A 16,330-nucleotide genomic window follows, 5' to 3' on the forward strand; every position below is an offset into this window, starting at 1 on the left:
AATTGTTGCAAAGTTTGTTTATCGTTATTCATTTGCAGGCACTTTCAGACAGAATGGCGCGCAGTTCTTCCTCGCTTAGGGCATCAATTTCCTGATCCAGCCCGCCGAGGTCGTTTGCGCTATAAAGGTCCAGTTGCGCGGACACGACCAGTGCTGCGAGGTCGGCCACTACGGGCTGGTCGAATAAACGCCCGATGGAAATGTCCACGTCGTAGATATCGCGCAGGCGTACCGCAAGCTGCACGCCGAGCAGGGAATGGCCACCCAGCTCGAAGAAATGATCGAGGCGGCCGACGCGCTCAACACCGAGCAATTCCTGCCAGAGGCGTGCCAGCGTGGTTTCCACCTCGCCGATCGGGACTTCATATTCGCGGCGGGCAATCGCCGCCTGGTCGGGTACGGGCAACGCTTGGCGATCGAGTTTGCCGTTGGGCGTCTGGGGCAGCGCCGTGAGCAGGACAAAGGCACTCGGCACCATGAATTCGGCCAGATCGTCAGCCAGTGCGCGGCGCAGGCTGGCCGCGCTGACGTCCGCGCCCGACTCGGGCACTACATAGGCCACCAGACGTTTTTCCTGACCGTCATCCCCGCGCGCCACGACCACGGCCTCGCGCACGCCGGGAAAGAGCGCCAGCCGGCTCTCTATCTCGCCCAGCTCGACGCGGAAGCCGCGGATCTTGACCTGGAAATCATCGCGCCCCAGATAGTCGATCGTGCCGTCCGGCAGCCAGCGGCCAAGGTCGCCCGTCTTGTACAGGCGCGCGCCTTCGCGGTCGCTGAACGGATCGGCGACGAAGCGTTCGGCGGTCAGTTCCGGGCGATGCAGATAGCCACGGCCGACGCCGTCGCCGCCGATGTAGATATCGCCCGTCACGCCGAGCGGCAATAGATTGCGCCTGGCGTCGAGGACATAGATCTGCGTGTTGGCGACCGGGCGGCCGATCGGCAGGCTGGCGCGGCGTTCGCGCGGGTCCCAGGTAAAGAACGACACCACGTCTGACGCCTCAGTCGGACCGTAGGTGTTATGGACCAACGGCGGCGACGGCAGGCAGGCCAGCTTCTCGTGCAGCAGTTGGCACTGGATGGGTTCACCGCCGAGGAATACCTGGCGCAGCGGCCCCGCCTGGTCCGGCGAAAAGTAAGGCAGCAGCGGATAGAAGGCGCTGGGCGCGCAATTGACATAGGTGATGCCCTGTTCGCGAATGGTGTTCCATATCTGTTCCGGTGCGTAGGCGCCGGATGACAAATGCAGCTGCCCTCCCACCAGCAGGACGGCAAAGATGTTTTTCTGAGTAAGATCGAAACCGATGGACGACAGCAGCAGTACCTTGTCGTCGGCGCCGATACCGAATTGGGCGATGTACCAGCTCACCAGATTGGTGAACCCGCCCTGATGCACCAGCGTGCCTTTCGGGCGCCCGGTCGAACCGGAGGTGTAGATGGCATAGATCAGATGGTCCGGGCCGGAGTGCAGCCCAAGATCATGATCGTCGTAGCCGGCCAGGTGATCACCTACCTCGTCGAGGCAGAGCAGCGCCACGCCGTCGGCGCCGATGCTGTCGCGCAGATGGCTTTGCGTCAGCAGCACAACGGGATTGGCATCGGCGGCCATGTAGGCCAGGCGGTCCCGCGGATAGGCCGGATCGAACGGCACGAAGGCGGCGCCGGCCTTGAGTGCGGCGAAAATCGCGATCACCAGTTCGGCCGAGCGTTCCATGCAAACGCCCACCAGCACGTCCGGACCGGCGCCGAGCTGGCGTAGATGACGCGCCAGGCGGTTGGCTCGGCCATTGAGCTGCGCATAAGTCAGCGGCTTGCCATCGGCGATCACGGCGACAGCGTCCGGCGTGCGCGCCACCTGCGCTTCGAACAGCTGATGCACCGGCAGATCACGCGGATACGCCACCCGCGTGGCGTTGAATTCCACCAGCAGACGGTGCGCCTCGGCGTCGTCCAGGAAGTGCTCGGCGTCGTGCACGGCGTCCGGGTCGGCCGCCATCGACTCCAGCACGGCCAGGTAGTAGCCGAGGATGCGCTCGGCCTGCGCTCCGCCCAACTTGCCCGGCTTCATTTCACACTCGATGCCGGTGCTGGCGTTGTAGGCGAAATTGGCGACCAGATCGAAGCCGGTCGCCTCGAACGCTTGCTTGTAACCGGCTTGCTGCAGGCCGGCCTTCAGATCATCGTACACATGGAAATTGATGAAGTTGAAGACAATTTCGTAGTAAGGCGTGCGGCCGTTGTCCACCTGCAGCTGGACGTAGGGATAGTCGCGGTGCTCCAGCACCGACAGCTCGTTGGCGTACGTGGCTTTGATCAGCTCTTTCCAGCTGGAGCGCTCCAGCTTCTGGCGCAGCGGCAGCGTGTTCAGGAACAGGCCCAGCACCTTCTCCCCGTCTTGCTCCTCCGGGCGCACGTTGCTCACCAGCCCTGTCGTGACGTCGTCTTTGCCAGCCAGCATGGACACCACCCGCAGGTGGGCGCTCAGCAGTACCGTGCGCATCGGCACGGCCAGCGTCGCCGCCAGCGCTTGCAGCTTGCCGCAGACGGCGTCGCTGACCTTCGCGGCGCGGTTGCGGTCCATGCTCGTCGCGTCCTGCGCTTGCTCGGCCGGCGGCAGCGTCGAGTACACGTGGCCGTCCAGATAGTGCTTCCAGAACGCGCCTTGCCGCTCCGACCGCAGTGCCTGTTTTTCGCGCAGCGCTGCCATCTTCGGCGTCACGCGCAACGATGGCAGCGCAATGTCCTTGCCTTCGAGCGCAGCGAAGTAGGCATTGAACAGCTCGGTCTGGAACGAGGCCACGCTCCAGCCATCGAGAATCGCATGGTGGAAGCTGAAGGTGTACTGTATCGCCTTGGCGCCGCGCAGGTGCACGAAGATGCGCAGCAGCGGAGCGCTGGCCAGATCGAAAGCGGACTTGCGTTCGGCGTCGATGAATCCGGCCACGATCTGATCCTGCTCAGCCGTGTTCAGCTCGCGCAGGTCGGCCACGATCAGCGGCACTTCCGCATCGCGCCATACCAGCTGCAGCGGCTCGCTATAGCGGCTCAGGTCGAAGCTGGTGCGCAGCACCGGATGTTTTTCCGCCATCGCCGCCAGCACCTGACGCAGTACGCCTTCATCCCAGGCCGGCAGCGTGACATGGTTGCTGAACACATCGTGATACAACCCCGCATCCTGCTCATACTGGTTGTGGAACACCATGCCCATCTGCAGCAGCGTCATCGGATAGGCGTCCTGCACCCGTTCCGGCAGCGACGCGCGGTCCGCTGCGTCGAGGATTTCCATGTCTTGACTGAGCGCGGCGGCGCCGTCGCGTACGGCCAGCGCCTGCGCCAGGGCGCGCACGGTCGGATGCCTGAACAGGTCGACAATGGCCAGCTCGATGCCGTGCGCGCGGGCCGCCGCCACGATGGCGATGCTGCGGATCGAGTCGCCGCCGATGTCGAAGTAGTTATCCTCCACGCCGACTTGCTCCACCTTGAGCACCGTGCTCCATGCCTGGCACAGCGCCTGTTCCACCTGACCTTCCGCGGCGACGTACCTGCCGCGCGCCAGCGCTTGCAGATCGGGCGCCGGCAGCGCCGTGCGATCGAGCTTGCCGTTGCTGGTCAGCGGGAAGGCGTCGAGCGTGACGAAGGCGCTGGGAATCATGTAATCGGCCAGATGGGCGCCAAGCTGGGCGCGCAGTTCGCCAGCGACAGGCGCCGCGCCGGACGCGCGCAGGTAGGCCACCAGCCGTTTCTCGCCTGGCGCGTCTTCGCGGGCGACGACCAGCGCTTCTGCCACGCCGTCGCATGCCAGCAGGCGCGTCTCGATCTCGCCCAGCTCGATGCGGAAGCCGCGGATCTTGACCTGGAAGTCATTGCGTCCGAGGTAGTCGATGGAACCGTCCGCCAGCCAGCGCCCAAGGTCCCCGGTCTTGTACAGCCGCGCGCCGGCGGCATCGGCGTAAGGGTCGCGGATGAAGCGTTCCGCCGTCAATTCCGCGCGGTTCAGGTAACCGCGCCCGACCTGCACGCCGGCGATGTGGATCTCGCCCGCCACGCCCACCGGCACCGGCTGCAGGTGACGGTCGAGGATGTAGATGCGCGTATTGGCGATCGGCCGGCCGATCGATACGCTGGCCGCACCGTCACCGGGCACGCAATGCTGCCACGTGACGTCCACCGCGGCTTCGGTCGGGCCATACAGATTGTGCAGCTCGACTTCTGGCCAGGTCCGCAGGAAGCGCTCGCTCAACTGGGGCGGCAGCGCCTCTCCGCTGCAGAACACGCGTTTCAGGCTGCCGCCCCGCCAGTCGCCGCATGCGCTCACAAAGGCTTGCAGCATCGACGGCACGAAGTGCATCGTCGTCACTGCGGCCTGCTCGATCAGCGCCGCCAGATAATCGGGTGACTTGTGGCCTTCCGGGCGGGCGATCACCAGCGTGGCGCCAGACATCAGCGGCCAGAAGAACTCCCACACAGACACGTCAAAGCTGAACGGCGTTTTTTGCAGGACGCGGTCATCGGCACCGAGGCAGAACGCCTGTTGCATCCAGCACAGGCGGTTGACCACCGCGCCATGCTCGTTCATCGCGCCCTTGGGCTGGCCGGTGGAGCCGGAGGTGTAGATCACATAGGCGAGGTGGCCCGCATGCAGGCCGATGGCCTCAGCGTCCGGGTTGGCATCCGATTGTGCCGCGATGGCGCGCGCATCGTCCCCGGCATCGACGACGATGGCCCGCGTTTGGCCGGCATCGAGGCACCCGGCCACCGCGCTGTGCGTCAGCAGGATGGCCGGGGCGCAATCGGCCAGCATGTACGCCAGGCGGTCGGCGGGATAGCCCGGATCGAGCGGCACATAGGCACCGCCGGCCTTGACGATGGCCAGCAGGCCGACCACCATCTCGATGCTGCGCTCCATGCAGATGGCCACGCGCGAATCCGGTTGCACGCCGTGGCTGCGCAGATGGTGCGCCAGCTGGTTGGCGCGGCGATTGAGCGCATCGTAGCTGAGGTGCTGGCCTTCGAAAATCAGCGCGCTCGCCTGCGGACTGCGGCGAACCTGCTCCTCGAAGAATTGATGCAGCAGCTTGTCGTCGGGATAGGCCTGGGTGGTGTCGTTGAAGTCTGCCAGTACCTGGCGGCGCTCGGCGGCGCCGAGCAGCGCCACGCGGCTCAGCGCCATGCTGTCGTCGGCAACCATGGCACGCAGCAGGCTGGTGAAATAGCCGGCGATGCGTTCGATGGTGGCGGCGTCGAACAGGTCGCTGGCGTAGCGCAGGTTGCCGCTCAGGCGGCCGTCGCTTTCAGCCAGCGACAGCGTCAGGTCGAACTGCGCGGTATTGTGTTTCGGCTGCACGCTTTCAATGCTCAGGCCCGGCAGCTGCAAGGTGCCGCCGGGAGCGTTGTCCAGACTGAGCATGACCTGGAACAGCGGGCTGTGGCGCATGCTGCGCGCCGGCTGCACCGCATCGACGACTTGCTCGAACGGCAGATCCTGATGCTCGTACGCCCCCAGCGTGTGCGCCTTGACTTGCGCCAGCAGCTGCGCCACGCTCGGATCGCCCTCCAGCTTCACCCGCAGCGCCAGCGTGTTGACGAAGAAGCCGATCAAGCCCTCCACCTCGGCGCGCTGACGGTTGGCCACCGGCGTGCCGACCACCACATCATCCTGGCCCGACAGGCGCGCCAGCAGCGCGGCCCAGCCTGCCAGCAGGGTCATGAACAGCGTCGCGCCGTGCTTCTGGCTCAGCGCCTTCAGACCGGCGGTCAGCGCGGTATCGAAGCTCACCTGCACGCTGCCGCCGGCGTAGCTTTGCCGGGCCGGACGCGGACGGTCGGTCGGCAGTTCCAGCAGCGCCGGCGCACCTGTCAATTGTTCTTTCCAGAACGCGCTCTGCGCTTGCAGGACATCGCCCTGCAGCCAGCCGCGCTGCCATGCTGCATAGTCGGCATACTGGATCGCCAGCGGCGGCAGCGGATCGGCCTGGCCAGCGCTGAAGGCGGCGTACAGCGTGCTGATCTCGCGCACCAGCACGCCGATCGACCAGCCGTCGGAGACGATATGATGCTGCGTCAACAGCAATACATGTTCATCCTCGGCCAGGTGCAGCAACTGGCAGCGTATCAGCGGGCCGGCGGCCAAGTCGAAAGGCCGCACCGCTTCCTCGTCCGAGAAGCGCTGTACGGCGATCTCGCGTTCGCGCGGCGGCAGATGGCGCAGGTCACGCTGTTCCAGCGCCATACCGGCACCGGCTGCGGCGATGCGCTGCACCGGCGCGCCATCGACATTCACAAAGGTCGTGCGCAGGCTTTCGTGGCGCGCCACGATGCGGTCGAGCGTATCCTTCAGCGCCGTCTGGTTCAAACTTCCCTTGAGCCGCAATTGCGCCGGGATATGGTAGGCGATGCTGGCGGCGCGATCGAGTTCGGTCAGGAACCACAGCCGCTGTTGGGCGTACGACAGCAGCAACGGCTGCTGCCGATCCGCGAATTCGATGCGCGTCTGCTCGCGCGTGGCGGATTGCTTGATGCGTTTTTGCAAACGCTGCATCAGGATAGCCTGCTGCAACTGCTGCAGATCGGTATGTGGCTTATTCATCTGTGGAGGTCTCTTTATTCAGAATTTCCAGCAATTGGCTTTCGGATAAATTGCCAAGGTCGTTTTTCATGCGTTCCATTTCCTCACCCAGGAAAAGCGAAAACTGCAGGGTGGTGATCACCTCGGCCAGCTGGCTCAGCACCGGGCTGCCGAACAAATCCGTCAGGGAAATCTCGATCTGGAAGACCGCGCGCACGCGCCCCATCAACTGCACCGCCATCAGCGAATGGCCGCCCAGCTCGAAGAAGTTGTCCTGGCGTCCCACGCGTTCCAGTCCCAGCAGCTCCTGCCAGATCAGTGCCAGCTCGCATTCGGCATCGGTGACCGGGGCTTCGTGATCGCGCAACGCACTGGCCGCGACATCCGGCAGCGGCAGCGCCTTGCGGTCAATCTTGCCGTTCGCATTGAGCGGAAAAACATCGAGCACGACAAAGCAGCTCGGCACCATGTATTCGGCCAGATGCACACTCAACGCGTGGCGCAGATCGCCTGCTGACGGCAGTGCGCCCGGCTGGGCGGTGAGATAGGCCACCAGCCGCTTCTCTCCCGGCAGGTCTTCACGCAGCATGACCAGCGCTTCGCGCACGCCATCGCAGGCCATCAGCCGCGCCTCGACCTCGCCCAGCTCGATGCGGAAGCCGCGGATCTTGACCTGGAAGTCGTTGCGGCCGATGAATTCGATAGTCCCGTCCGGCAACCAGCGGGCGACATCGCCGGTCTTGTACAGGCGCGCGCCTTCGCGGTCGCTGAACGGATCGGTGACGAAGCGCTCTGCCGTCAAGTCCGGGCGATTCAGGTAGCCCCGCGCGAGTCCGGCGCCGCCGATGTACATTTCGCCCGCCACGCCGACCGGCACGGGCTGCAGGTAGGAATCAACGATGTACACCTGGGCGTTGGCCAGCGGGCCGCCAATCGGCAGGGTATGGGCGTCATCGGCGATGCCCGGGATATCGAAGGCGGTGGCGAAGGTCGTGGTTTCGGTTGGTCCGTAGCAGTGCACGAAATGCTCTGGCGGGCCGCTGCGCAGGACACCCTTGATACGGCTCAGGTCAGTCCTCTCGCCGCCGAACAGTACGTATCGCATGCGCGGCAGCAGCTCGCTCATCGCCTCGGCGTACTGGTTGAACAGCGCGATGGTCATAAAGGCTGCGGTAGCACCTTCAGCCAGCAGCAGGTTCGTGAACCGCACCGGGTCGAGCAGCACGGTCTGCGGCACGATCAGCACCCGCGCACCGTTGAGCAGGCCGCCCCAGACTTCCCAGGTCGAGGCGTCGAAGGCGGGATTGGCGCAGTGAACAATCACATCATCGCGGCCGATCTCGGCAAATGAATTGTTTATTACCAGCTGCACTACATTGCGGTGCTCCACCATCACGCCCTTGGGCATGCCAGTCGAACCGGAGGTATAGATCACATAGGCAAGATGGTGCGCAGCCAGGCCAGCCGCCGCCGCGTCCGGATCGCCTTGGGCTTGGCTGGCGATGGCGTGGGCGTCTGCTTCGCCATCGACGATGATCGCGCGCACGCCAGTCGGCGGCATGCGTTCCGCCAGCGATGCCTGCGTCAGCAACGCCACCGGTCCGCTGTCGGCCAACATGGCCGACAGCCGGTCGGCCGGATAGTTCGATTCAAGCGGCACATAGGCGGCGCCAGCCTTGAGGATGCCGAGCCAGCCGATGACCATGGCGCTGCCGCGCTCCATGCAGATGGCGACCCGGTCATCCGGCTGCACACCCAGCGCAAGCAGATAATGCGCCAGCTGGTTGGCACGCCGATTGAGTTCATCGTAGCTCATGCTCGCGCCTTCGCAGACCAGCGCAATCGCCGCCGGATGCTCCTGTACCCGCTCCTCGAACAACTGGTGCATCAGCTTGTGCTGCGGATACTCGCGGGCGGTATCGTTGAACGACTCCAGCACCTGGATGCGCTGGGCGGCGGTGAGAATCGGCAGGCGGCGCACCGTCGCGCCGTCATTGACCGTCATGGCGAACAGCAGCGTTTCCAGATGCATGGCCAGGCGCTGGATCGTCGACACGTCGAACAGATCGCTGGCATATTCGATGGCACCGCTGATGGTATCGCCGTCATCCCTCAGCATCAGGCTGAGATCGAAGCGGCTGGTCACATGGGCTTGCGCCATATTGCTCACTGTCAGGCCGGGCAGCGCCAGCGTGTCCTCCTGGTCGCCACTGTCCAGATTGATCGCGACCTGGAACAGCGGGCTGTAGCCCATGCTGCGCGCCGGATGCACTATTTCCACCACTTGCTCAAACGGCAGATCCTGATGATCGTAGGCAGCCATCGTGTGGGCCTTGACCTGAGCCAGCAGTTGCGCCACGCTCGGCTCGCCATCCAGCTTGACGCGCAGTGCCAGCGTATTGACGAAGAAGCCGATCAAGTCCTCGACCTCGGTGCGCTGACGATTGGCGACCGGGGTGCCGATCACCACGTCGTCTTGTCCCGACAGGCGCGCCAACAGCGCGGCCCAGCCGGCCAGCAGCGTCATGAACAGCGTGGTCTGATGCTTCTGGCTCAGCACTTTCAAAGCCGCCGTGACGTCGGCGTCAAGGCGCAGCGGCACGCTGCCGCCGGCATAGCTTTTCCGCGCCGGACGCGGATGATCGGTCGGCAGTTCCAGCAGCGCTGGCGCGTCGCTCAGTTGTTCCTTCCAGAACGCTGTCTGCGCCCGCAACGCCTCGCCACGCAGCCAGCCGCGTTGCCAGACTGCGTAGTCGGCATACTGTATCGCCAGCGGCGGCAGCGGATCGTCGCGGCCCTGGGTAAAAGCAGCGTACAGGGTGCTGATTTCGCGCACCAGCACACCCATCGACCAGCCATCGGAAACGATGTGGTGCTGGGTAATCAGTAGGGCGTGCTCATCTTCGGACAAGCGCAGCAACTGGCCGCGGATGAGCGGGCCAGCAGACAGGTCGAACGGCCGCGCCACTTCCATGCTGCTGATGTCGGCCAGCGCAGCATCACGGGCGCGGCCGGACAGGTGGCTCAGGTCATGCTCGCCCAAGGTGAAGCCCGCTGCCGGCGCGGCGATCACTTGCACCGTCTGGCCATCGATCTCGGCAAAGGTGGTACGCAGGCTTTCGTGGCGCGCCACGATGCGGTTCAGCGCGGCTTTCAGCGCGGCCTTATCCAGCGCACCGCGCAGGTGCAGCGCGCCCGGCATATGGTAGGCGGCGCCGGCAGCGTGATCGAGCTGGTCGAGGAACCACAGGCGCTGCTGGGCGAACGACAGCGGCGGAGGCTGGTGCCGGTCGACCGGTGCGATACTGGCGGCGGCGGCGCCGGCATTTTCAGCAGCGGCGGCGAAGTCGCACAAGGTCGGGTGCAGAAACAGCTCCCGCAGGCCCAGCTCGCGGCCAAGCTCCTGGCGCAGGCGCGCCATCATTTGCACGGCCAGCAGCGAGTGTCCGCCCAGTTCGAAGAAATGGTCCAGGCGGCCGATGCGTTCAAGCTTGAGCAGCGCCTGCCAGATGCGGGCCACGCTTTCCTCCATCGCGCCGCGCGGCGCTTCGTAGTCGCGCACCACCACGGCGGAACGGTCCGGCGCCGGTAGCGCCTTGCGGTCAACTTTGCCGTTCGGGGTGAGCGTGAAGGTATCGAGCACCACGAAGGCGGCCGGGAGCATGAAGTCGGCCAGGTGCCGCGCCAGCTCGGCGCGCAAGGCGGCCACATCCAGCGTCACGCCTTCCTGCGCGGTCAGGTAAGCGACCAGCCGCTTGTCGCCGGCAACGTCGTCGCGGGCCATGACCAGCGCCTGCCTGACGCCAGCGCAAGCCGCGAGCCGCGTCTCGATCTCGCCCAGCTCGATACGGAAGCCGCGCAGCTTAACCTGGAAGTCGTTGCGGCCGATGAACTCGATATTGCCGTCTGGCAACCAACGTGCCAGGTCGCCGGTCTTGTACAGGCGCGCGTCCGTCTGATCGGAAAACGGATCGGCGACAAAGCGTTCGGCCGTCAGTTCAACGCGGTTCAGGTAGCCGCGGGCAACGCCTGCACCGCCGATATACATCTCGCCCGCCACACCGACCGGCACCGGCTGCAGGTGACGGTCCAGGATGTAGACCCGCGTATTGGCGATCGGGCGGCCGATCGGCAGTACATGAGCATCGATCACCGATTCGTCGACTTCGAAGGTGACGGTGAAGGCGATCGTCTCGGTCGGACCGTAGGTGTGCACGAGATGGCGTGGCCGGCTGTTGCGAAACACTTGCGCCACCGTCGTCAGGTTGACCTTGTCGCCGCCGAACAGCAGGTAATTGAGACGCGAGAATGACGTCGCCAGCGCCTCCGCGTACTGGTGGAACAGGCCGGCGGTCAATTGCACGATGCTGGCCGCCTCCCTGTCGAGCAGCGCGCCGAAGGCGGCAGGATCGAGCAGATCCTGCTGGCACACCACCAGCAGTTTTGCGCCGTTGAGCAGGGCGCCCCAGACTTCCCAGGTCGATGCGTCGAAGGCGGGATTGGCGCAATAGGCCATGCAATCGGCCGGCGTGATCTCCACGCAAGGTTCGTTGATCACCAGTTGCACCACATTGCGGTGCTCGACCATGACGCCCTTCGGCATGCCGGTGGAACCGGAGGTGTACACCACGTAGGCGAGGTGGCTGGCGCGCAGGCCGATGGCGGCGGCATCGAGATCCGTGTCCGGCTGCGCGGCCAGCACCTGCGCGATGGCCGGTTCATCAGTTGCCAGGATCGGGATAGAGGTGGCTGGCAGCACCGGCGTCAGCGCGGCCTGAACAAGGATGGCCACGGGCGCGCAATCGTCAAGCATGAAGGACAGGCGCTCGGCCGGGTAGCCGGGATCCAGCGGCACATAGGCGGCGCCCGCCTTGAGGATGGCCAGCCAGCCGATCAGCATGGCGCTGCCGCGCTCCATGCAGATAGCGATGCGGTCATCCGGCTGGACACCCTGGGCGCGCAGGTAATGCGCCAACTGGTTGGCCTGGCGATTCAGCGCGCCGTAGCTCAGGGTGACACCCTGGTCCACCAGCGCTGGCGCCTGGGGCCGGGCCAAGGCCTGCGCTTCGAACAATTCGTGGATCAGCTGGTGCTCGGGATAGGCCCGCGCCGTGTCGTTGAACGCCAACAGCAACTGGTCGCGCTGGACCTCGGTGGTCAGCGTCAAGCGGCTGACAGGGCTGGCGTCGTCGGCCACCATGGCGCGCAGCAAGGTGTCCAGGTGCGCAGCCATGCGCTGAATCGTCGACGGGTCGAACAGGTCGCTGGCATATTCAAGGTAGCCGACGAGCGTGGCGCCAGCGGCGCTTTCCTCGTGCGCCAATGCCAGGCTCAGGTCGAAGTGCGTGGTGATGTGGGCCGGATCGAGCATCTCGATCGCCAGATCGGGCAGGTGCAGGGTGCGTTCGCCCGGTGCGTTGTCCAGATTGAGCAGCACCTGGAACAGCTGGCTATGGCTCATGCTGCGCACAGGCTGCACCACTTCCACCACTTGTTCGAACGGTATATCCTGATGGTCATAGGCAGCCAGCGTGTCGGCACTCACCCGGGCCAGCAGCTGCGCCACGCTCAGGTCGTCGTCCACCTGGACGCGCAGCGCCAGCGTGTTGACGAAGAAACCGATCAGGCCTTCGACCTCGGCGCGCTGCCGATTGGCGATCGGCGTGCCCACCACCACATCGTGCTGACCCGACAGACGCGCCAGCAGGATCGACCAGCCCGTCAGCAGGGTCATGAACAGGGTGGCGCCATGTTTCTGGCTCAGCGCTTTCAGGCCGGACGTCAGTTCCGCATCCAGTCTCAGGGGCACTGCGCCGCCGGCGTAACTTTGCTGCGCCGGACGCGGACGGTCGGTCGGCAGCTCCAGCAGTGCCGGCGCGCCCGCCAGCTGTTCCTTCCAGAAGGCGCTTTGCGTCCGCAGAGGTCCATCGCGCAGCCAGTCGCGCTGCCAGGCCGCGTAGTCGGCGTACTGGATTGCCAGCGGCGGCAGCGGATCGGCCGCGCCCCGTTTGAAGGCCGTATAGAGGGCGCTGACTTCGCGCACCAGCACACCGAGCGACCAGCCGTCAGAGATGATGTGGTGCTGGGTGATCAGCAACACGTGTTCGTCCTCGGCCAGGCGCAACAGCTGCCCACGGATCAAGGGGCCGTTGACCAGGTCGAAGGCCCCGATCGCTTCGGCGTCGGAGCGACGCTGCACGGCGTACTCGCGCTCGTGGCCGGACATCTGGCTCAGATCGCACTCGTGCAGGGTGAAGCCGCTGTCCGCGGCGGCGATCGTCTGCACAGTCTGCCCTTCGAAGTCCGCAAAGGTGGTGCGCAGGCTCTCGTGGCGCGCCACGACGCGATCCAGCGCGGCTTTCAGGGCCGGCTTGTCCAGTTTGCCATGCAGGCGCAACGCGGCCGGCATGTGATAGGCCGCGCCGGCGGCCTGGTCAAGCTGATCGAGGAACCACAGGCGTTGCTGTGCATAGGACAAGGCCAGCGGCTGGCTGCGGTCGACCGTGGTGATGAGGTCGGCTACGCTGCGTGGAGCGTCGGCCACCACGGCGGCGAATGCCGCCAGCACGGGATGCTGGAACAGCGTGCGCAGGGTCACTTCGCGTCCCAATACCTGACGCACGCGCGCCGCCAGTTGCGCCGCCTGCAAGGAATGCCCGCCCAGTTCAAAGAACTGGTCGTGGCGGCCGATACGTTCAAGCTTGAGCAGTTCGCGCCAGATGCGGGCCACGGCCTCCTCGACGGCGCCTTGCGGCGCCTGATAGGCACGCGCCGCCACCGCCGACTGATCGGGAGCCGGCAGGGCTTTGCGGTCGATTTTGCCATTCGGGGTGAGCGGAAAGGCCTCCAGCACCACAAAGGCAGCCGGCAGCATGTGTTCGGCCAGATCCCGCGCCAGCGCGGCACGCAGGTCCGCCGCTCCCGGCACGACGCCGGGTCTCGCCGTCAGGTAGGCAACCAGGCGCGGCTCGCCCGCCGCGTCCTCACGCGCCACGACGAGCGCTTCCTGTACCCCCGGGCAAGCGGCCAAGCGCGCTTCGATTTCGCCCGGCTCGATGCGAAAGCCGCGAATCTTGACCTGAAAGTCGTTGCGGCCAATGAAATCGATATTGCCGTCCGGTAGCCAGCGCGCCAGGTCGCCGGTCTGGTACATACGTGCCTCAGGAAGGCCGGAAAACTCATCCGCGACAAAGCGTTCCGCTGTCAGCTCCGGACAATTGAGGTAGCCGCGCGCGACACCGGCACCGCCGATGTAGATCTGACCCGCCACGCCCACCGGCACCGGCCGCAGATGACGGTCCAGGATATAAATGCGGGTGTTGGCCAGCGGACGGCCGATCGGAATCGCGTCGCAGTGGCGGCCGGCAACGTGGCGATAGGCTGTCGTGCACACGGTGGCTTCGGTAGGTCCATAGGCGTTGAACAGACGGTACTTGCCACCCCAGTGGTCAGCTAGCGCCGGCGGCAGGGCCTCGCCGCCGACGATCAGGGCCTGCAGGCTGCCCAGATCGGCGTCGCGCGGCAGGGCCGCCAGTGCGGCCATCGGCATGCTGACGTGGCTGATGTCGCTTTCCTGCAGGGTGCGCGCCAGCGCTTCTCCCGGCAGCAGCGCATCCGGCGAAGCCAGGCATAGCGTGGCGCCGCTGCCCAGCGCCATCACGATTTCGGAGACGCAGACGTCAAAGCTGAACGAGACAAACTGCAATACGCGGCTGTCCGGTCCCACGCCGAAGTCGGCAATGAGGGTGTGCGCCAGGTTGCACAGGCCGGCATGCTGGTTCATCACGCCTTTCGGCTTGCCGGTGGAACCGGAGGTGTAAATGACATACGCCAGGTGCTCGGCGCGCAGGCCGCTGGCGGCAGGATCGGGGTTGGTGTCCGGCAAGGCCGCCAACGTGTCGTCCAGCGCATCGAGCAGCACCACCTGCGCTGCGGGCGCCGGCACCAGCGCCCGCAGCGCCTGTTGCGTCAGCACCACCACGGGCGCGGCATCCTCGACCATGTAAGCCAGGCGCTCGCCTGGATAGGCGGGATCGAGCGGCACATAGGCGGCACCCGCCTTCCAGGTCGCCAGCACGGCGACGATCATGTCGATGCCGCGTTCGACGCAAATGGCGACGCGGTCATCCGGCCGTACGCCGAGGCCACGCAACTGGTGCGCGAGGCGGTTGGCGCGGCGATTCAGCTGATCGTAGCTCACGCTGACGCCTTCCCATGCCAGGGCGGCCGCATGCGGACGGGCGAGGGCCTGCGCTTCGAACAGTTGCTGTATCAGTTCACCTTGCGGGCGGGCCGCCGCATTGGCGTTGAAATCGACCAGCAATTGCCGGCTCTCCCGCGCATCCAGCAGCGGCAGGCGGCTCACCGCCATGCCCTCATCGGCCAGTGCGGCCTCCATCAGCAGCGCAACGCGCGCCTGCATCCGCACCACTTCGTCGTGCGCGAACAGCTGCGAGTTGTAGTTGAAATCGATAATCACCTCCTCGCCGGGATGGTGGTCGCGGATGAGGATGGCCAGCGGCGCATGCTCGTAGCCGTTGTCCATCGGTACCAGCCGCGCCGGCGCGCCGCCGAGCTGGCCGACGGCGTCGAAACCCATATTGGACAAGGTGATGTCGAATAACTGCCGGCGCCCCTGCTGCCCTACTCGCAGGTGGCGGTTGATTTCGGCAATGGGAAAGCGCTGGTGGCGGTAGCAGCGCCGCAATTCGGCGGCCACCTCGTTCATCAGGTCCACGAACGAGCCATTTGGATCGACGCGGATGCCGACCGGGCTGGCTGACGAGAACATACCGACGGTCTTCTTCTGGCGCGCCGATCCCCGGTTGTGCACGGTAACACCGATCACCACCTCCTCGACCTCGTGGACGCGGGCGAAGTAGGCGCCGAGGGCGGCCAGTATCACGTGAGTAATCGCATGGCCATGGCCGGCGGCGAAGGCAGTGTAGCGGTCGAACTGCGCGCGCGGCAATGTCCAGCGCACCTGTTCGCTTGTGGCGAGATCGACCGTGCTCTCGGTCTCGTGGCGCGCGAACAGCGGTTCCGGCAGGCGCGCATAACGTCCGCACCAGAACTGGCGGTCGCGGTCATAACGGGGCGAGTCCAGATAGGCGCAGTCGTCAGCGATAAATTCACTGTAGGACGGGGCCGGGCCGGCTGCCGCCAGCGGGTCCACCAGCAGGCGGTTGTAAACATCGGCTACGGCGTGCAGGAAATTGATCAAACCAGTACCGTCGGTAACCAGGTGATGGTAGCGCTTGAGCCAGTAACAGCAGTCGTCTGTGCGCACCAGTTCCACCTCCCACAGCGCGCCGCGCGCCAGGTCGAATGGGCGGCGGAATGCCTGCGCCAGATAGACGCGTGCCCGGGCATCGGCATCCGGCTGGCCGGAGAAATCGATGACCGGCAGCGCCACATCGACCGTGTCACGGAAGCGCTGTACCGGCAAGCCGTCTTCGTCGTCCAGCACCATGCGCAACGCGTCATTGGCATTGGCGACCTGATTGATCGCCTGGCGCAGCAATGCGGCATCCACAGCACCGCGGATTTGCCATGCCATACCGACGTTATAGATCGGCAAATCCGGATGCAGCGCCTGGTCCAGCCAGATCACCTTCTGCACCGACGAAAGAGGAAACGTTTGTTGGAAATCATTGGGCATGATGCAAACCTTTTCTAAAAGGACCTGTGCCCGGCATGGCCGGCGGCGCAATCCAAATACCTGTATCTGTTGAGATTGGAGGCGCCGCGACTAGCGCGCCA

General features: G+C 65.4%; 2 protein-coding genes. Both read right to left on the reverse strand.

Annotation, left to right across the window (positions count from 1 at the left end; all coding sequences use genetic code 11):
• Window positions 1-28: 28 nt before the first annotated feature.
• On the reverse strand, window positions 29-6,589 hold the full coding sequence (locus ACRHIG_RS00745) for an amino acid adenylation domain-containing protein (RefSeq protein ID WP_489629110.1): 6,561 nt from the start codon (window positions 6,587-6,589) through the stop codon (window positions 29-31).
• Window positions 6,582-16,229 carry a non-ribosomal peptide synthetase gene (locus ACRHIG_RS00750; RefSeq protein ID WP_489629111.1) on the reverse strand — a complete coding sequence of 3,216 codons (9,648 nt, stop codon included), beginning with the start codon at window positions 16,227-16,229 and terminating at the stop codon, window positions 6,582-6,584. Before ACRHIG_RS00750 ends, ACRHIG_RS00745 begins: the two co-directional genes overlap by 8 nt.
• Between the last annotated feature and the right edge of the window lie 101 nt (window positions 16,230-16,330).

Source organism: Janthinobacterium sp. C22 (genome assembly GCF_057919405.1).

Excerpts from the sequence above, each read along its gene's own strand:
- ACRHIG_RS00750 (WP_489629111.1), bottom strand. The coding sequence starts at position 16,229 with ATGCCCAATGATTTCCAACAAACGTTTCCTCTTTCGTCGGTGCAGAAG.
- ACRHIG_RS00745 (WP_489629110.1), bottom strand. The coding sequence starts at position 6,589 with ATGAATAAGCCACATACCGATCTGCAGCAGTTGCAGCAGGCTATCCTG.